Origin of the sequence: Paenibacillus sp. D9, assembly GCF_001188365.1 — a bacterium.
Taxonomy (GTDB): domain Bacteria; phylum Bacillota; class Bacilli; order Paenibacillales; family Paenibacillaceae; genus Paenibacillus_O; species Paenibacillus_O humicus.
The window spans coordinates 323,140-341,589 of sequence record NZ_JZEJ01000001.1; the positions used below are offsets into that span (position 1 = coordinate 323,140).

An 18,450-nucleotide genomic window follows, 5' to 3' on the forward strand; every position below is an offset into this window, starting at 1 on the left:
ATTACCCCTCCGTCTTTGCCAGCGCTAGGCACTGGACTATTGAAGCCCCTCCTCTTAAGAGTAGCTCTTTGCATGCATTCAACGAATTGTGCGAAGTCGTTACATCATCTAATAGGAGTACTGCTTTATTTTGGACAAGATGTTGATTATCCACACGTATGGAGTTTAAATGAACTGATTTACTCCGATCGCCTCCGTGTGCAAGCTTTACAATCTTTGTATGACGCACTAAACAGGAAGAAGCATCAACCCTTCCATTTTGAGCCAATTTCTGTGCTATCCATCTCATACCTGAATCAGTATTTGCAGGATCGTGGGACGGGACTACGCAAAGTGAAACACCTTGTGAGATATTTCGATCAATGCGGGTAAAGAAGTCTTGGAGCGCAGGCAATTTGCTGTTCTTTACATCTAGAATTCTCCCAGAGAATGTGTCAAACTCGGGGTTTACTACTTTACCATCAATGGTATAGACCCAGTAGGGTTTGTAAACACCTAAGTACCAGATCTTATCGGGGTTGTTATACTTTTCTTTTGTAAAAACCATTTCGATACCTCCATTATACTCTATGATTCGTACTAACTAATATGAGAACAGGAGAATAGGGAAGGCATCCATAAGGGATAATTTTCCACGATTCAATAACTAGAGTACTCCTAAAGTTGCATATTTTCAACTGGATGGAATGGGTGCAATGAACTATTTCTTAGCGACTAATTGCTTAGTGGATTATTCTTTGATCTTCCTTGCCTAAGAGATGGAATATGCTAGTAATAATTTATTGACTATGGGTGGTCGCTTCTCGGCGAGATACTCAAAAAAAATTTAGCGTAAATCAAATATGTGGGAGGGATGCTTATGAAAATTCTGCGATTCTTGATCGTCTGGGGACAACTTCAACGAGAGCATGACGCTCATTGACGTGATTAAGATGTACCGCGAGCGCATGGGATATTATCCGGCTGTCGTCCAAGCGGATCAAATCTACCGTAAGCTTCTGCAAGCTGCATGAAATCCGACTCAGTGGACCGGCGCTGAGGCGCAAGCCTAAAAATGGTCCGACAAGTGAAGAGAAACAAGTTGTCAAACAAAATACCGGAGAACGTAACGCGATTGTGATTGAAGGTAAGTTCGAAGAAGGTAAGCGCAAGTACGTTCGTGGCTGTATTCGCTCCCGCCTTGCAAAGACAAGAGAATGGGTTATTTCATTGCAACTTCTGGTGGTGAACCTGGAGCGCAGGCTCCGCGTTCTTTTTTTTAACAGTGCTGTCTCGCGGGCCCTAGCTCTGAACGTTGTAAAGAATTGTTTAGCAAGCCCTACATAGAAAGCCGTGCTCGCCAAACTGGTAGTGATGCGGTCAGTGGTTCGATCCCACTAAACTCCACCATAAAAACATATTAACCCTCCATTTGTTTGGAGGGTTTGATTTTTTATGCGGTCGCTGCGGATTGGCAGAAGCGCCAACGGTTCAGGTCCCATTGGACTAATACCCTGGCGGATCGATTCCTCTTGAGCGCAACATGCTCACACACAAAAGGTTTCTGTTTAGCTTTTTTACGGTTATGAGCCTTTTTTATTTTTCAGGATATTCAAGCTCTCGTTTATCACCTTACGTGGATGTTAAGTAGGATGCTTATATAGCATATCTTCGAGAATAAACAGCTTATATTTACCAGTAGAAGCTAGACCTATGGATCTAAGTGGGGATATTACGTAACATTTCCCGCTTATAGTTGGAGAAAGATGATTTATGTCAGGTTCATTCAGGATTTTCGGCATATTTGTGTTAGCATACTTCTAGCAATCGGAGCTGGTATGAAGGGTTTTCAGGAATGCCTTGGTAACTGCCATTTTTGATTACTGCCAACATCTACGACTACTTGGAATACACATTTAAGATGTACTACGGGTTTCGACATTCATTTTGCCTTATAGATTTACCTCCGTAACATCACCCTCATTGTTCCCACTATAGCGATTCACGAATATTCGGAATTATCCGCATAAACTTAATATGATCAAGGAGGACATCTCTAGAGAATGTCGAATTAATAAGATAATTATTTTGGGGGAGACTACGCCGTGCTTAATACTAGTCCATTTTCTAAAAAGATGTTAGAAGTATTAAAACACAGTAAAACATATAAGGTTAACAACCAACAGAATAATTTAGAACTATTTATTTGTCCTATTAATGCAAATCAATTCGATTATGCCCGCATGGTAGAAAGTCTAATTGAATCTGTCGCTGATTTTTCTGTATCAAGGAAAACGAAGGAGAAGTATCAAGGCTCTCCAATGACATTATCTCAAAAGGCTCGGGAGAAATTCCGAAATTATAAAGAAAATAAGGGGGAGCTAGGAGAATTCCTCCTTTTTTGTTTTTTGGAAGGTCACCTAAATGCTCCAAAAATTTTGTCGAAGTTAGAACTTAAAACATCAACGAACATGTATGTGAATGGTTCGGATGGTATACACTTTTTAAAGTTACCGAGTGGGAATTACCAATTAATTTTCGGTGAGTCAAAATTATATGATGACTTAACCACTGGATTACGAGATGCATTTCAGTCTATAAATGATTTTGTTAAGGAAGAAAACCAAAAGGGAGAAGGGAAAAGTGGGATTACTTATGAGAAGTCCCTTCTTTCTGCTAGTGTTTTCAAAGAAACTTGGTCAACTGAAGAAGAACAATTTATTGAGCAACTTATTTATCCTACAAATGATAATTCTTTTGAGGTTGATGACGCCTTTGGAATTTTCGTAGGATTTGAAGTTGTGCTCAATGCCGATCAACGAAAATTGCCCAATGACAAATTTAGAACTGTAATAGAGGATCACATAAACGAGGTCGTTACAAAAAAAATCGCCAATATTGAAAAATACATAGAGGAACATGGTCTTTTTGGCTACAATTTTTATGTGTATACAATGCCTTTTTTAGATATTGAACTATCGAGAATAAAAATACTGGAGAATTTAATAAAATGACATTTCTAAATAAATTAGTAGATAGGGCACTTATTGATCCATATATGTCAACTTTAATAAAGAAACTTGAAAAGCAATATGCTATCCATTTTATGGGTAGTAATACTGTGATGCAAAGCCTTACAAATAAAGAATATTTGGATTTGCTCAGGTTTGCTGATATTCTTTGTCGTTCTGAGAAATATGAAGCAAGAAACAAAGCCTATAAAATAATCAGTTTGCTTCATGTCTTTTATAGCGACGATCAAATGTTTAAGTTACAAGCATACAATGTGTTAGTAAAACTGGGCAATTTTCCATCAATCAAAATTGTACTCGGTGAAACAGAGGTGAAAGCAGATGAAATAGTTATAGATCACATTGTTAAAGAAACATATCAAGCCGCTCCAGGTTCGTCTAATATTTTTACAGATACCCAATATAAATTATTTGAAAAGATGAAGGATAGTAACCACTTTAGTTTTTCTGGTCCGACATCGTTTGGAAAATCTTTCATTTTCGAATCGTTTATTAAATACTTAATTGAAAAAAAGAATGGGTCAGATAATATCGCGCTTTTAGTTCCAACAAGGGCATTGATAAATCAAGTATCTACAAAGTTGAAAACTGTAATAGATAACAGGAAATACAAAATTCTAACCAAGCCAATTGTACCTTTACTGTATAAGCAAGGAGATTCCAGATTTATTTTCGTGTTCACTCCTGAGAGACTTATATCATATTTATCAGAAAATAATCCAGTAATAAATTATTTGCTTGTAGATGAAGCACACAAATTACTATCTGATACTGACACACGTGCTCCATTATTCTATCACGCATTAATGATTGCGAAACGTAAAAGTATAAATCTTTATTTCTCGTCTCCCAATGTACCAAACACGGAGATCTTTTTACAGTTAGTCGGGAATAGTGTAGAAGAAACTCTAGCAATAAAAGAAAACTCAGTTGCCCAAAATCGCTTTTTTATTGATTGCATTGAGAAGCAAGCACTTTACTTTTCAGAATATGGTGAGGAGCTAGCATTAGATTATAGTGGATATGCTTCTGATCCCCATATAAATCTAAAAAATGCCGTCGATCTTTTAGGAAGGAACAATCCTAATATCATTTACTGCAATACTAAAGATGACACTATTCAATATGCTCTAGAATATGCTAGGACTTTACCTCTCATAAATAATTATGAGCTTGAACAATTAACTAATCTTGTTCAAGAAACTATGCATGAAGAATATTACCTTGTGGATTGTTTAAAAAAAGGCGTTGCTTATCACTTTGGCGGACTACCTCAGCGAGTTAGAGAGAAGATTGAGTTTCTTTTTCAGAAAAGGGTAATAAAAAACATTTTTTGCACCTCTACTCTTTTAGAGGGCGTAAATCTTCCAGCGAAAAATATATTTATATTGAGCAATGCTATTGGATTAACTAAATTATCGAAAATAGATTTTTGGAACTTAGCTGGTAGAGCAGGGCGATTAACGGAAGATTTAAGCGGCAACATCATCTGTTTGCGTATTGTTGATAAAAGAAATCGATGGGAGGAACCTAGCAAAGATCTTCAAATTGTTAAAGATAAGTCAGTTGAAAAAGTATCGTCTGTTCTTATGACAAGTCAAGGAAAATTTTATATCAATATCGGGCATTCAATCAAGAATGAGCCATTTACAAGAAAGAATGTAACGGATAATGAAAAAAGAATGTTAGATTCTTACGGTAACATTTTAGCGTATCATGCACTGAGTAAAACTGATTCTATACTTAGAAGTAAATTCATAGATGGTAATACTCAGTCTAAAGAGATAATCACTTATTTAGAAAAACTCAATAAAGTTCCTGAAAAAATCCTTTCTCAAAGCTCTACAATTAAATTGCTTTATCAGAATAAGGTTTTATCATCTTCTATAAACCCAATGGATATTCCTAGAGAGACTGGATATGGAGAATGTTTAAATTTACTTAATAAACTTTACGATTTATACAATTGGCAAAGAGAAGAATCGGGAGGAAGAAATCCATTAGCTAGAAATAAGCATGTTTTAGAATATTACGCGGTCTTAATGAGTTCATGGATTAATTCTCAGCCAGTAAATTTAATTATAAAAAGGACCATCAATTATTTTGATGAAAACAATAAAGAAATCTCTATTAATAACGGAGAATTTGTTGCGTTTCAGAAAGATAATCGGGCTCATATTAATCACATAGTAAACAACGTTATATCTGATATTGAAAATGTTCTTCGTTTTAAAATAAAAATTTATGTGAAAAACTATGTTGATTTATTAAGGATAAAACATCAAGACAATGAAGAAGCTGTTGTTATTCCAAACTGGGATAATTATTTGGAGTATGGAACAACGGATAATATTATTATTGAATTACAAAACATAGGATTTCAAAGACATATTGCTACTTTTTTGAAAAATAAATATCTTGAATTATTTGTTTTAGAGAACGGTGTAATAAGTGATTTTCAGGAAAATGAGCTCAAAGAAAAACTTCAAAGATCGAACTATACACAAGAGTATGAAGAAATTTCAAACACATTAGGATGGGGTTGAAATACAATCCATTTTAATCGCTGCGGGTCTAATTAATTCCCCGCAGCTTGCTGCGAGGAGATTCAATTGATTATTTGTTATAATGCTTTCTGATTCGCTGTTAATAATATAATCATTCACATCATACCAGTTTCCGACGTTCCATCATAATGGGATACTTAAAGGCCGGCAAAAGTAAGTGATAAAACACAGATACATTGTTCACAATTATTCTCTCCTTTTTGAAGTAGTTGTGAAAGAACTGAAACCTTTGATAATAAGGCTATTCGGGTTTTTGGTTCCCATAAAGAAAGACATAGTTTCCGCTTGGTTTCCCTTTAGCGTAAGCGATTCAGTCAGGTTCTAGTGTCAGCAATGACGTGGAGGTTCAAGTCCTCTTGACCGCATAACGTAGTCTTTCCTTTCGGGGAAAGGCTTTTTTTGTTTCAGTAAAAGGCTTTGCCAGACATTTAATGTTGAATGAAGGGCTGATTTTGGAAGCTTTATTTAGCTGGAAATCATGATGATGGATAATTCATTGGTTACATACCGGAACATGGGATGGAGTGCTGTTGGAGTTAACTATAGCCGTTATGCCTCTTGGCCAGAAGGGATGCCCGTATGAACAGAGGCCATTTTTCTCCTTACATAAAACGCATCCCTACTCTGCAAAATGAAGGAGAAACCTTCAGGGGGTGCTGATTGATGAGGAACGCAATCTGGAAAGCCGCGGCGGCCGGCATGCTTGCAATCGGGCTGTTGCCGCAGCAGCATGTATCGGCGAGTCCGCCGCATCGGGTGGCCGTCGTCATTGACGACTTCGGCAACAACATGAAGGGCACGGAGGAGATGTTCAAGCTGCCGGTACCGATTACGGCCGCGATCATGCCCTTCATGCCCTCCACGCATGCCGACGCGGAGAAGGCGCATGGCCTCGGCCTGGATGTCATCGTCCATATGCCGATGGAGCCGAACAAGGGCAAGCCGGAGTGGCTGGGGCCGGGAGCGCTGTTCAGCAGCATGACCGACGAGCAGGTTCGCCTCGCGGTGCAGAAGGCGATCGACGATGTGCCTCATGCGGCCGGCATGAACAACCATATGGGCAGCAAGATTACGGCCGATGAGCGCATCATGCGGATCGTTTTGCAGGTATGCAAGGAGCGGGGGCTGTTTTTCCTGGACAGCCGGACGACCTTCAAGACGGTCGTGCCGAAAGTCGCGGCTGAAATCGGGGTTCCCGTCCTGCGCAACGACGTCTTTCTGGACGATGTGTATGAAGCCGGCCATATCGCCAGACAAGTGGAAAAATTAAAAAAGCTGTCCGCCGGTCAGGCGGACAGCATCACGATCGGGCATGTCGGCACTCCGGGTCTCATGACCTCGGGAGAGCTGTCCCGGGCAGCCGGCCGCATGGCGGGCACGACCCGGTTCGTCCGGCTGTCCGAGCTTGTTCCGGCATCAGCGGAAGAGCAGCTTATATTGCCGAAGCCCTGACGCGACGGCTTCGGCTACCTGCTCCTGGCCTTCCCGCGAAGTCAGCATGGACCTGTCCCCCTCGTTGCTGATGAAGCCCATTTCCACGATGACGGCAGGCTGCTTGACCGTATTGAGCAGATAGAATGGGCTGCCCGCACGGGGCAGCTCATTCGTTTTTTGCTGCCGGTTCAAGGAGTCCTGGATGCATAGCGCCAGCAGCACGCTTTCGCCGCCCTCTTGATGAAGCACGACCGGTCCGCGCGCGGCGGCTCTGCGGGACCAGTTCACATGCAGGCTGACGAGCAGGCCGGTGTGGATTTCCTCCGTCAGCTGGCGCCGCTGGGACAGATCGCGCTGATGGCGGGACCGGCTCGGATGCCAGCGGTTCTCCTCGCTGAGCGCATAGTCGGAGCTGCGGTTCAAGACGGCGCTGATCCCTTTTTGCTGCAGGCTCGCCAGCAGTTTTTTGCCGACAGCCAGATTGATGTCCTTCTCCAGCACATCCTCAAAGGAAGTGCCGCCGTCGATGCCCCCATGGCCGGCGTCGATGAGTACTTCGGCATAGGGGAGCGCCCCTTTGTACCGGGGACCGGCAGGATCGGAATCCGGCGAGTCGGAAAGGGAAGCGGCTGCCGCTGCCCCCGGTTGGAGAACCAGGGCTGCCGCAAGCGCCGCGGCTGCGATCCATCGCAAATCCATTTGCAATCCTCCATAAGGCAAAGTTGTCCGAACCTTTATACTTTGCCGCAATCAGGCAGGACTATTCGCGTTTGCGCCAAGAAGTTATCGGACATACTAAGCGCATAAAGAGGAGGCGACAACGATGGACCCTGAAGATTGGATCAAATATATGACCGAGAAGCTGGTTGTCTATGTGGAAACGCCCCGTGATGTACGCAAGCAGAAGCGCAGCGATCATAAGCAGGCCAAGGAGCCTTGGCTGACGCGCTGGTTCGGCGTCCCTGGCATGAGCATGCTGATCTGGTTCAGAGGGCTCCGCCGCAAGGAAGGATGATTGCCGCTCTGAAAAGGGATCCGCTTCGGCATTCTCTGCTCATACGCGGTAGAACTGGCCTGCGAGCAGAGCCTGCTCAAGCGTGATGTATCGTTTGGCGGCCGATTCCGTGTTGACGAAGGAAGCATAGGCTTGTCCCGTCGTCCAGCGGTGAAGGCCGGCTGCCTGCCATACCTGAAGCACCTTGCCGCCATACAGCTCGGATGCGTAATCCAGCGGGCGTCCCGATTTGAGAATGGAAGTCAGAGAGCTGGGGGTCGGGCTGCCGATCGGCTTGGACAGGAGCCAGCTCAGCCGCTGCATCGGATCGGAGGAGCGAAGCGTCCGGGCATACGCGACCGCCGTTTTAGTCGGCGGGGCCGCAGACGAGGGAGACAACGCCAGCGTTGTCTTTTTTTCGTTATCGGATGCGCTGACAGAGGAGGAGGACTTTACATGCTTGGCCCAGTCTCCGTCGGTGATGGGGAGGATTTCTCCTGTCCAGGCGTCGGCGTAGAGGACTTCGCGGTCTCGGCTCACAATCCGCCATACGGCTGCGGCAGGCGACGCGTAGAGCCTTGACAGTTGTGCAGCCGCCACATTCTGCTCCTTGAGCTTCTTTTGAAGCAGGGCGGATGAATAGAGCGGGTAGGAACCCGCCCCGTATTCTCCAAGCGAATATCCATCCGGCTGCCTGGCGTTGATAATCATATATCCGGCTGTCCGTCCGGCTTTATCCAGTGTCACGAGCCATGAATGGGTGCCTGGACCGAGAGGCTCGATGACGGCGCGGGCGCCCTTCCAGCCGGCAAATTCCGGCTGAGCGGACAGCGCCGCCCGCCAGGCTTCGGCTTGTTCCGCCAATCCGGGAGCGGAAGCGGCCGGAGCCGCGGCATGGGCCGCACTTTTCGCCAGGAACAGGACGCAAAGCAAAACCGCGATTGCGGTTGATGCGGCCCTTGAAGATCTTCTTCTCATTTTTTTCACATCCCCCTGTCGTATCCGCTATAGGGTGACAGCATGCATGATTCCTAAGCTTGTCTACTTGATTGTAGAGCGGCCCGCGCGAGAAGAATGCTGCATTCTGTCGCGCAAACGACCGCTATTATTGGCGAGATCGGGCCGACCCGGGAGATTGCTGTCACTCGATGCCTTCCAGATGGAAAATGCCGCAGTTGATCGAGGAAGCGGTAACCCTGGGCTCGAACTGCCAGCGGATTTCTTCCTTCCGGGTCGCATATTGCTCCTCGACAGCGGGTCGCTGCTCCTCCTCCGCGGACTCCAGCAGGCGATCGTAATAGTGGGCGACGATCTCAAGCTCTTCCTCCAGACGGCGCGAGGCGGCTTCGGCCCAGGAGAAATCCGCTCCCCTGAGCTTGCGCTCGAGCGAAGACTCGATCAGGCTCATCGCTTTGCCGAGGGTGATGCCGTTTTTGGCCGTATGCACATTGGCGGGCAGCCTTGGCGTCATCCTGAGGTCGACCAGCCGCTCGTGGAAACGCTCGACGACGGCGCCGGTCGCGAGAGAAACGCCGAAGGAATGAATTTCCTCGCGCTTCATGTCGCAGGCGAATTCCACCCGCAGATTGACTCCGAGCCAAGCCGTATACGCGACCGATTCCGTGGGATGGAGCGAGCGGCGCTCCGGCTCCTGGAACAAATAGACGAAGCTGCCTCCCGTGCGTGCGGCCTCGAACAGCTGATCGAGCTTGCGCGCGCCGAAATACATGTCCTCTCGGGGCGTGCGGACGCCGGAGACGGAGCTGTGGACAAATCCGATGGAGCGGCCGAGAGCGCTCTGGGCCGCCTGCTCCATCGGATTCGCGGACTGCTGCGCCAGGGTCTCGCTCTCCTCGCGCTCTCTTGCCAGCTCCTCGTACCGCGAACGGTCGGTCACGAACAGATAGGTCATCGTCTCCGGCTCCACGCCGGCACGGTCGACATAGCTCCAGTAATAAGGACGGTTCGTCAGCTCCCTGTCCGCCTGCGGCGACAGCTTCACCGTGAGATGGGAAGGGGATTTCTCGACGATCCGGCATCCGGTCGCCTCCGCGTACTTCTGGATATAGCGATGCACTTGCTTTCCGTTCATGGCGAATCCACCTCCACAACATGTCCGACCCCGTCAAGCAGACGGTTGATCGCATGCTTGCGCGCGGCCGCTGAGCCGGCCGTCTCCTCTGAATCGACGGGCTTCCCGGATTCCGCAGCCCGGCTTCTCATGCTGCTGATCGATCGGCCCAGGTTCTCGATGCTCTCGGTCAAGACGTCGGGATCGCTCGCCTCCAGCATGAGGCGCGCAAGCCTTTCCTCGATGCTCTCCTCCTTCTCGAACTTCTCGAGAATATGGTCCAGTTCGCCGATGACGGATTCGAACATATCGATCTTCTCATGCAGCAGATTGACGATATGCTCCTCGATTGTGCCGATCGTGCACAGATTGAAGATCTGGACATCCTGGGTCTGGCCGAGCCGGTGCACACGGCCGATCCGCTGCTCCACCCTCATCGGGTTCCAGGGCAGGTCGAAATTGATGATGCGGCTGCAGAACTGCAGATTGATGCCTTCTCCGCCTGCTTCCGTGGCGATCATGACTTGCGCGCGGCCGCGGAACAGATCCATCATCCAGTCCTTTTTGCCGCGGCCCATCCCGCCCCGGTAAGGGACGGCGGTAATGTCGCTGCCGCGGAAAAACTGGAGCAGATATTCCTGCGTCGCGCGGTATTCCGTGAAAATGATCGCTTTCCCGTCGCTTTCCCGCACGAGCTCCATCGCTTTCTCCGCTTTCGTGTTGGACTTGATCTGCTTGATGACCTCGATCAGCTCCCAGATCTTGCCGCGCACAGGGGAGTCCTCGGCCGTCTTCTTGAACAGGTTCACGAGGGTGAGGAACACCGAGTCGCGGCTCGAGCATACCTCGCGCTGCAGCGTCACCATCGACAGCATGCTCGTCAGGTTGCCTCCGCTTTCCTCATAACGCTCTTTGACAAAGGAAGTGACCGCGTGGTAGAGGTCCATCTCTTCCTTGGACAAGTGCAAAGGGATGTTGCGGACGATCCGCTTCGTGAATTTCACATCTCCTTCGCCGCGGCGGTTGCGGATCATGACGCCGGACAGCGCCTCCTGCAGCTGATCCTCGTTCTTGGGCATGCGCTTGCCGACGACGAAGTTGGAGGAGAACTCGCCGTGTCCGCCGAGCTGGCCGGGCTTCAGCAGCGTGATGAGATTGTAGAGCTCCTCAAGGTCGTTCTGGACCGGTGTGGCGGTCAGCAGCAGGCAGTACTTTTTGCGGAGCTGCGTAATGAACTGGTAATTCGTCGTTTTTTTGTTCTTGAGCTTATGGGCCTCGTCGATGATAAGCATGTCGTAGTCGGTGGAGAGCAGCAGATCCCTGTGCGGCTCCCGCTTGGCCGTATCGATGGAAGCGACGACGACATCATAGTTCCAGGTGTGGGCACGCTTCTGGGCGACGGCGGCGATGCCGAACTTGCTGTTGAGCTCCCGGACCCATTGCAGGACAAGCGATGCGGGCACCAGAATCAGCGCGCGCTTCACGAGACCGCGCACCAGGTATTCCTTGAGCACCAGTCCGGCTTCGATCGTCTTGCCGAGTCCGACCTCATCCGCCAGAATGGCTCGTCCGCCCATATCATGCAGCACCTTGACCGCCGTGTCGATCTGATGCTTCATCGGCTCCAGGCCGTTCAGGAAGCGCAGCGACTGCAGCTCCTCGAAGCTCTCGATGCGCCGGGACTGCTCGGCCTCCATGGCGAGCTGATAGAGCGTCCAGTCGTCCCAAGGGCCATTGCGGTCGAGCCGGGCCTGCAGATCGTCGAACCAGCTCCGGTCCATGCGGAAGTCGACGAGCGGATGAAGCTTGGCGGGTCCGTTCTCTCTTGTTGTGCGCGACAAGTTATCGGCTCCTCTCGGCTTTGGAATGTTCCCAGTATGCCCCAAGCAAGGGCTTCTAATAAGGGAGAGGAAAAAAGTCGAGTAATGGGGAGCGAAACCAATATGTTGTAGGGTATAATAAGAATGGATACTAGATATTGATTTTATAGACCTACTAAATTTCGGCAGCCCGGAGAAAACACGAATCAGGGGCCGCGCCGGATACGGAAAGGTTGGCTGCTTATGGACACGAAGGCCGAACGTCTGGACGGGTTGAGCGAGAAAATATTTCTGGACCGGTACGCGTGGAAGAAGGCCGATCCGGGCGAGGCGGCGGTCGGGGACACCGTGCTCGTGCTGACGAAGGACGATCCGAAGTTTCCGGCCAAGGAGGTCGGCGAGATCATTGCCCGCAGCGGTCGCTCGGTTACCGTTGTTACCCGCAGCGGAGAGCGGGTGGAATCGGATGTGGAGAAGCTGGCTCTACCCGCAGAGCGGACGCCGGAGGAGATGTGGGAGCGCCTGGCCAAGGCGATGGCATCCGTAGAGGGCGAAGAGGCGCGGGAGTTGTGGGAGAATCGGTTCCGAAGCATCCTGGACGGCTGGAAGCTCGTGCCGGGCGGGCGCATCGCCGCTGGAGCGGGGGCGAGCGAGGAATTGACTCTGTTCAACTGCTACGTCATTCCCTCCCCTCATGACAGCAGAGGCGGCATCATGGGGACTTTGACGGAAATGACGGAAATCATGGCCCGCGGCGGGGGCGTCGGCATCAATCTCAGCTCGCTGCGGCCGAGGAGGGCGATCGTAGCCGGCGTGAACGGCGCCTCCAGCGGGGCGGTGTCCTGGGGCGGCCTGTTCAGCTATGCGACGGGGCTTATCGAGCAGGGCGGCAGCCGCCGCGGCGCGCTCATGCTCATGATCAACGACTGGCATCCGGATCTGCTCGATTTCATTACGGTCAAGCAGAAGATGGGCGAGGTGACGAACGCGAATCTGTCGGTCTGCGTCAGCAACGGCTTCATGCAGGCGGTCAAGGAGGATGCCGAGTGGAAGCTCGTCTTCCCGGATACGAGGCATCCCGATTATGACGGGCATTGGAACGGGGATCTCTTCGCATGGAAAGAGCGCGGAGGCACCGTCGCGCCTTATCGGACGGTCAGAGCCCGCGACGTCTGGCAGACGATCATGGAATCGGCCTGGCGGTCGGCGGAGCCCGGGGTCGTGTTCATGGAATACTACAACCGGATGTCGAACAGCTGGTATTTCAACCCGATCATCTGCACGAATCCTTGCGGTGAACAAGGACTTCCCGGCTGGGGCGTGTGCAACCTGTCCGCGATCAACCTCTCGAAGTTCTACGACGAAGAGAAGCATGATGTGGATTGGGGGGACCTTGGCCGTGTCGTCCAGTGGTCCGTACGGTTTCTGGACAATGTCATCGACAAGACGCCGTACCACTTCGGGCAAAATGAACGGAACCAGAAAAAGGAAAGGCGCGTCGGCCTCGGCACGATGGGGCTGGCGGAGCTGATGATCCGGCTCGGCATCCGGTACGGAAGCCCCGAATCGCTGGAGTTCCTCGACAGCCTATACCGCTTCATTGCCAGGGAAGCCTATCTGGCCAGCTCGGACATTGCCGCCGAGAAGGGCTCTTTTCCGGCATTCGATGCGGAGCTCTACTTGCAGAGCGGCTTCATGAAGGAAATGGTCTCGGCCTTCCCGGAGGTGGCGGAGGCGGTGCGCAGCCGGGGCATCCGGAACGTGACCTTGCTGACGCAGGCGCCAACGGGCAGCACCGGAACGATGGTCGGAACCTCGACCGGCATCGAGCCTTATTTTGCCTTTGAATACTATCGGCAGAGCCGGCTCGGGTACGACAAGCAGCTCGTTCCGATCGCGCAGAAGTGGAAGGAAGCCCATCCCGGCGAGGAGCTGCCGGACTGGTTCGTGACGGCGATGGAGCTGTCGGCGGAGGAGCATATCCGCGTTCAGGCCGCGATCCAGCGCTGGGTGGACAGCTCGATCAGCAAGACGGCCAATTGCCCGGCCGACTTCACGGTGGAGGAGACGGCCCGTCTGTATGAGCTCGCCTATGAGCTCGGCTGCAAGGGCGTGACGATCTACCGCGACGGCAGCCGGGATACTCAGGTGCTGAGCACGGCGATGGGGAAGGATGGCGCTGCGCCCGAAACGGAGGAGGCTCGAGACTCGGTTCCACCGCTTTCAGTGGATTCGATCGATAGGGAGCCGTTCGGCGGCGGCAAGGCTGGAACGGCTGGGCCGCCCCTCGGGACGACTGCTGCAAGGAGTTCAGCGGCAGCCGCGGAGGGCGGTATTCATCGAGCCGGCAATGACGACATCGGCACCGGCACGGTCATCGACAAGGAGTACAGGAAGCGGCCGCAAGTTCTTTGCGGCGCCACGTACAAAATCAATACGCCGTTCGGAATGGCGTACATCACAATCAACGACATGGACGGCACGCCGGGTGAAATCTTCCTCAACGTCGGCAAGGCCGGCTCGGATGTATTCGCCATGGCGGAGGCGCTCGGGCGAGTATGCTCGCTGTTCCTCCGTTATGGCGACCACGGGCATAAGGTCGAGCATCTGATCAAGCATCTCAAGGGAATCGGCGGCTCGGGCGCGATCGGCTTCGGCGCGAACCGGGTGGAGTCGATCGCGGATGCGGTTGCCAAGGCATTGGAGACGCATGCCGGGCATGCTGTTCCTCATCCTGTCGAAGAAGATGTTAGGAGATCGCAACAACGTTCTCAAAGAGCTGATCGCGAAGAGGTTTCTGAAGCTCCGCCTGCTCTAGCGCGGAGCGGAGGAGAGCTTTCGTCGCTGGATTTATGTCCCTCCTGCGGCAGCGCGTCGCTGATCAATGTCGAAGGCTGCAAAACCTGCAGCCATTGCGGCTATAGCCGCTGCGGTTAACAGTAGAAAGCAAAAAACGAAGTCGAATTAAACATTCTGCTTCGTTTTTTTGATGATTGACTAAACGCCTCTATAATAATACCAACGGTTCAATCTTTCCTTGGGCTTATGAGAACTGACACAAAGAACCCGAGAAAGGGCATTTTTTCAAAGTGTCCATATCTCGGGTCAAATGGGCGTGCTTCTAGTTGCTGTTTGATCGAGCATTTTCAGAAGGGCCAAGCAGGCTGCAGCGTGATAGAATAAGAATGCGTTAAAATTTCTTTATTATGGAAAAAGTCGAAGAAAGAATAGGTGATGTTGATGCATAGGGTAAAAGCAGGCCTCATCGGCTGCGGCATGATCAGCGGAATTTATTTGAAAAATTTGACGCAAGTGTTCGATCATGCCGTGGACCTCGTCGCATGTGCCGATCTGGTGCCTGAGCTTGCCAAGAAGCGTGCGGAAGAATTCAACGTTCCTGCAGCATGCTCAGTCGACGAGCTGCTTGCCGATCCGGAAATTGAAATCGTTCTCAATTTAACGGCCCCGGCAGCGCATGCGGCGATCAATATCAAGGCGCTCCATGCCGGCAAGCATGTTTATACGGAGAAGCCATTCGCTCTGACAAGGGAAGATGCACGAGAGGTGCTGTCGATTGCGGAGTCCAAAGGCCTGCTCGTCGGCTGCGCTCCAGATACCTTCTTGGGCGGTGCGCTGCAAACTTGCCGCAAGCTCATCGATGAAGGCTGGATCGGAACCCCGTATGCGGCGAATGCAACGATCATTATGGGGAATGCCGAAGCCGGCATGCATCCGAATTTCCACCATTTCTTGAAGCTCGGCGGCGACCCTCTACTGGATATGGGACCGTATTATTTGACGGCACTGGTCCATTTGCTGGGTCCCGTTCGGAGAGTGACCGGTTCCGCCCAGCAGCTCCGCCATGAAATCATCATTCAGAACCCCAAATCTCCGCGTTGCGGCGACATCGTCCCGGTAGAAGCGCCTACCAACATTACGGCCGTACTGGACTTCCACAGCGGTGCGGTTGCAAGCTTGCAAGCTGCCAAGGAAAGCTTCGGCTACAAGCCGAGGCTGGAAATATTCGGTACCGAAGGTAATATGACAGTACCGGATCCGAACTTTTTCGCTCCTGTATCCGAACTGGGCAGCTTGCTGACCATCCAGTCCCGCAGCGGTGAAGTAAAGGAGCTTCCGCTTTCGCACGGATTTACGGAAGACAGCCGAGGGCTGGGCGTTGCCGATATGGCGTATGCGATTCGCAGCGGCAGGCCTAATCGGGCGAGCGGCCGCTTGGCCGAGCACATTTTGGACATTTCACTCGGTATCTTAGAGGCTTCGGAGACGAACCGGCATGTGCATCTCCAAACGAAGGTTGACCGTCCAGCGCCGCTGCCGCTTGGATTGAAATACAATCAGCTGGATCTGTAGCAAGGAGCCGTCAATTTCAATTCCGGGGGCAAAAGCGCTCTTGATACAGCGCGGTACGGGTTGGAATCCATGGTCCGTGCCTACCGCATTGAGGCCTGAAACGCGTCGCCTTGAGAACCGAATTTCTCCCTAGTAAGGAGATCATGAAGAAATTCGGGACTCTACAGCGATCCATAGTACATTCCGACTGTGCAGTCATTGTTGGAATCCTACGTCCAACTTGTATAACGATTAATAGGCGCGTTGTACGCTGAAAGGGGATCAACATGGGGAGACGGCTTGATGGCAAGGTGATCGTCGTAACAGGCGGAACGAAGGGCATCGGCTAGGGAGTCGCTATGATGTGCGCCATAGAAGGCGCCACGGTAGTAGTGGGCGGGAGGAATGAGCAGGACGGCGCCAGAGCTGTAAAAGAGATGAAGGACGTCCATGACGCGGAGGCGTTGTTTGTCCAAGGGGATATCAGCCGGGAAGCGGCGTGCAAGCAGCTGATCGATGAGACGGTGGGCAGGTACGGCAGAGTTGACGGTCTTGTCAACAACGCCGGCATTTTCCCAAGAGGCTCGATGGTGAATACGTCGGAGGAGCTGTTCGACTCGATTTTTGCCGTCAACATGAAAGGCGCATTCTTCTGCTCCATGTACGCCATTCAATCCATGCAGAAAACCGGGGGAGGCTCTATCGTTCATATGGGCTCGACGAACGGCTACAAAGGCGCAAAAGAATTGGCCGCCTACTCCTGTTCCAAGGGAGCCATGCTTACGTTGAACCGCCACATCGCAGCCCATTACGGAAGAGAACGCATCCGCTCGAACTGGGTGACGGTCGGCTGGGTAGCTTCCGAAGGGGAAATCGAACTCCATCAGAACATGGGCATAAGCGAGGACGATTTGCATAGGAAGGCATTGACGCATGTCCCTTCCGGCCGCATGCAGACACCTGAAGATATGGCCTATGGAACCGTCTATCTATTGTCCGATGAATCGAGCCAAGTAACAGGCACCGAACTGCATATCAATGGAGGGCTGGGCTTATGACGAACCAATCATCGACACGAATCGGAGAAGCGCTGATCCAAGAGATCGACGACACCCGTGTACCGTTCGGCATGCTGGCGGTATGGTTTCTCGGCCAATGCAGCGTCGTCGTCAAGGGAGGGGATGTGGTCATTTACATCGATCCGTATTTGACGCCCTCGCCGCATCGGGCGTTCGAGCCGCCGCTGAAGCCGCAGCAAATGACGAATGCACAGTATGTGCTCATAACCCATGACCATATGGATCATTTGGATCCGGACACGGTTTCCGCGTTGGCCGAAGCCCACAGCGACCCGGTCTACATGGCTCCGGGATATTGTCGGGAGGACATGCTCCGGCTCGGAGTCCGACCGGACAAGCTGCTCTCGGCGCGAACGAACGAGTGGTGGAACGGGCCTGGGTTCCGGATCAAACCGCTGCCCTCCGCCCATGAGGAGCTGGAATACGATGATGATCTGGACCATCGCTTCGTAGGCTATGTCGTGGAGCTGAACGGCGTTACGATGTACCACGCCGGAGACACCACCGTATATCCCGGACTGATCGAGCTGCTGCAGGCCGAATCGATCGGCCTCGGCATGCTGCCGATCAACGGGCGCGACCCATTCCGCAAGGCGAGGAATATCGTAGGCAACATGAATTATAGGGAAGCGGCAGAGCTCTCGGTCGCAGCTCGCTTCGACACGGTCATTCCGCTGCATTACGATATGTTCGCAGGAAATTCGGAGCACCCGGGTTATTTTATCGACTATTTGTATGACCGGCATCCGACGCAGAAAAGCCATGTCATGGCGCGGTTCGAGCGGTATGTGTACGTTTCCGCTGCGGCATTGCGTGAATAAATGGAAGGATTGGAAATGAGCCACTCAAATCGTGTGGCTTTTATCGGCTGCGGGAAAGGCGAGCATGCCATCGTTGTGTTTGATAACGGTGTTATGGGATGTAGATATCCGCGAGCCGTGCAGACCCGTCGTGTAAGCCTCCAGTAGAGACCGGCGAGCCGAATGAACAGATGGTAGGCCTGTACCGAAATGTCAACGACTGTCTGGTTCCGGAAAAAGAACCCGAGCTATCCCATCTCAAAGCGCTTCGCGCTTGATAGCGGAGCTTTTCCGTCAAAGGACAAAAACGACAAGGAGCGGGCG

Annotated in this window: 13 protein-coding genes and 1 pseudogene; 9 read left to right on the forward strand and 5 right to left on the reverse strand. The window is 51.0% G+C overall.

Annotated features, from left to right (window positions below; translation table 11 throughout):
* Position 1 precedes the first annotated feature (1 nt).
* On the reverse strand, positions 2-547 hold the full coding sequence (locus VE23_RS26895; protein WP_198156123.1) for a ComF family protein: 546 nt from the start codon (positions 545-547) through the stop codon (positions 2-4).
* A 337-nt stretch (positions 548-884) separates the two neighbouring features.
* Here VE23_RS26895 and VE23_RS25615 point away from each other — a divergent pair.
* The 4 genes and pseudogenes from VE23_RS25615 to VE23_RS01495 all read left to right on the forward strand — a co-directional run.
* A pseudogene (locus tag VE23_RS25615) lies at positions 885-1,326 on the forward strand (transposase); the annotation flags it as partial.
* Between the two features lie 758 nt (positions 1,327-2,084).
* Complete coding sequence (locus VE23_RS01485) at positions 2,085-2,993, forward strand: HamA C-terminal domain-containing protein (protein WP_232316763.1); 909 nt, start codon at positions 2,085-2,087, stop codon at positions 2,991-2,993.
* Complete coding sequence (locus VE23_RS01490) at positions 2,990-5,557, forward strand: DEAD/DEAH box helicase (protein WP_049867123.1); 2,568 nt, start codon at positions 2,990-2,992, stop codon at positions 5,555-5,557. The genes VE23_RS01485 and VE23_RS01490 overlap by 4 nt, the downstream gene beginning before the upstream one ends.
* A gap of 684 nt (positions 5,558-6,241) precedes the next feature.
* Complete coding sequence (locus VE23_RS01495; RefSeq protein WP_049867124.1) at positions 6,242-7,030, forward strand: divergent polysaccharide deacetylase family protein; 789 nt, start codon at positions 6,242-6,244, stop codon at positions 7,028-7,030.
* On the opposite strand, the gene VE23_RS01500 is transcribed toward VE23_RS01495, so the two are convergent.
* Entirely contained in the window at positions 6,995-7,711 is a 717-nt protein-coding gene (locus VE23_RS01500) for an N-acetylmuramoyl-L-alanine amidase family protein (RefSeq protein WP_048748352.1), read from the reverse strand. The genes VE23_RS01495 and VE23_RS01500 overlap by 36 nt on opposite strands.
* 124 nt (positions 7,712-7,835) lie before the next feature.
* On the opposite strand from VE23_RS01500, the gene VE23_RS01505 reads away from it, so the two are divergent.
* Positions 7,836-8,027, forward strand: coding sequence for a YqzE family protein (locus tag VE23_RS01505; RefSeq protein ID WP_048748351.1), 192 nt, complete (start codon positions 7,836-7,838; stop codon positions 8,025-8,027).
* Positions 8,028-8,066: 39 nt separating this feature from the next.
* Here the strand turns inward: VE23_RS01505 and VE23_RS01510 are convergent, their stop codons facing one another.
* The 3 genes from VE23_RS01510 to VE23_RS01520 all read right to left on the reverse strand — a co-directional run bounded on the left by VE23_RS01510 (position 8,067) and on the right by VE23_RS01520 (position 11,858).
* Positions 8,067-8,984: a hypothetical protein gene (locus tag VE23_RS01510; RefSeq protein WP_157053887.1), complete on the reverse strand. Its 918-nt coding sequence runs from the start codon at positions 8,982-8,984 to the stop codon at positions 8,067-8,069.
* Positions 8,985-9,147: 163 nt separating this feature from the next.
* Positions 9,148-10,098, reverse strand: coding sequence for a YqhG family protein (locus VE23_RS01515; protein WP_049867126.1), 951 nt, complete (start codon positions 10,096-10,098; stop codon positions 9,148-9,150).
* Entirely contained in the window at positions 10,095-11,858 is a 1,764-nt protein-coding gene (locus VE23_RS01520) for a DEAD/DEAH box helicase (protein ID WP_084781677.1), read from the reverse strand. The genes VE23_RS01515 and VE23_RS01520 overlap by 4 nt, the downstream gene beginning before the upstream one ends.
* 282 nt (positions 11,859-12,140) lie before the next feature.
* On the opposite strand from VE23_RS01520, the gene VE23_RS01525 reads away from it, so the two are divergent.
* From VE23_RS01525 to VE23_RS01540, 4 genes are all read left to right on the forward strand, one after another.
* On the forward strand, positions 12,141-14,834 hold the full coding sequence (locus VE23_RS01525; protein WP_049867128.1) for an adenosylcobalamin-dependent ribonucleoside-diphosphate reductase: 2,694 nt from the start codon (positions 12,141-12,143) through the stop codon (positions 14,832-14,834).
* 303 nt (positions 14,835-15,137) lie between these two features.
* Positions 15,138-16,268 (forward strand): Gfo/Idh/MocA family protein, encoded by a 1,131-nt coding sequence (locus tag VE23_RS01530; RefSeq protein WP_049869594.1) that lies wholly within the window; start codon positions 15,138-15,140, stop codon positions 16,266-16,268.
* A gap of 341 nt (positions 16,269-16,609) precedes the next feature.
* On the forward strand, positions 16,610-17,305 hold the full coding sequence (locus VE23_RS01535; RefSeq protein ID WP_269746007.1) for an SDR family NAD(P)-dependent oxidoreductase: 696 nt from the start codon (positions 16,610-16,612) through the stop codon (positions 17,303-17,305).
* Entirely contained in the window at positions 17,302-18,147 is an 846-nt protein-coding gene (locus VE23_RS01540; protein WP_049867130.1) for an MBL fold metallo-hydrolase, read from the forward strand. Before VE23_RS01535 ends, VE23_RS01540 begins: the two co-directional genes overlap by 4 nt.
* Positions 18,148-18,450 lie beyond the last annotated feature (303 nt).

What these genes read in the sequence shown, in the direction of transcription:
- VE23_RS26895 (WP_198156123.1), bottom strand. Translation starts at nt 547, where the DNA reads ATGGTTTTTACAAAAGAAAAGTATAACAACCCCGATAAGATCTGGTAC.
- VE23_RS01490 (WP_049867123.1), top strand. Translation starts at nt 2,990, where the DNA reads ATGACATTTCTAAATAAATTAGTAGATAGGGCACTTATTGATCCATAT.
- VE23_RS01495 (WP_049867124.1), top strand. Translation starts at nt 6,242, where the DNA reads ATGAGGAACGCAATCTGGAAAGCCGCGGCGGCCGGCATGCTTGCAATC.
- VE23_RS01500 (WP_048748352.1), bottom strand. Translation starts at nt 7,711, where the DNA reads ATGGATTTGCGATGGATCGCAGCCGCGGCGCTTGCGGCAGCCCTGGTT.
- VE23_RS01505 (WP_048748351.1), top strand. Translation starts at nt 7,836, where the DNA reads ATGGACCCTGAAGATTGGATCAAATATATGACCGAGAAGCTGGTTGTC.
- VE23_RS01510 (WP_157053887.1), bottom strand. Translation starts at nt 8,984, where the DNA reads ATGAGAAGAAGATCTTCAAGGGCCGCATCAACCGCAATCGCGGTTTTG.
- VE23_RS01515 (WP_049867126.1), bottom strand. Translation starts at nt 10,098, where the DNA reads ATGAACGGAAAGCAAGTGCATCGCTATATCCAGAAGTACGCGGAGGCG.
- VE23_RS01520 (WP_084781677.1), bottom strand. Translation starts at nt 11,858, where the DNA reads ATGGACCGGAGCTGGTTCGACGATCTGCAGGCCCGGCTCGACCGCAAT.
- VE23_RS01525 (WP_049867128.1), top strand. Translation starts at nt 12,141, where the DNA reads ATGGACACGAAGGCCGAACGTCTGGACGGGTTGAGCGAGAAAATATTT.
- VE23_RS01530 (WP_049869594.1), top strand. Translation starts at nt 15,138, where the DNA reads ATGCATAGGGTAAAAGCAGGCCTCATCGGCTGCGGCATGATCAGCGGA.
- VE23_RS01535 (WP_269746007.1), top strand. Translation starts at nt 16,610, where the DNA reads ATGTGCGCCATAGAAGGCGCCACGGTAGTAGTGGGCGGGAGGAATGAG.
- VE23_RS01540 (WP_049867130.1), top strand. Translation starts at nt 17,302, where the DNA reads ATGACGAACCAATCATCGACACGAATCGGAGAAGCGCTGATCCAAGAG.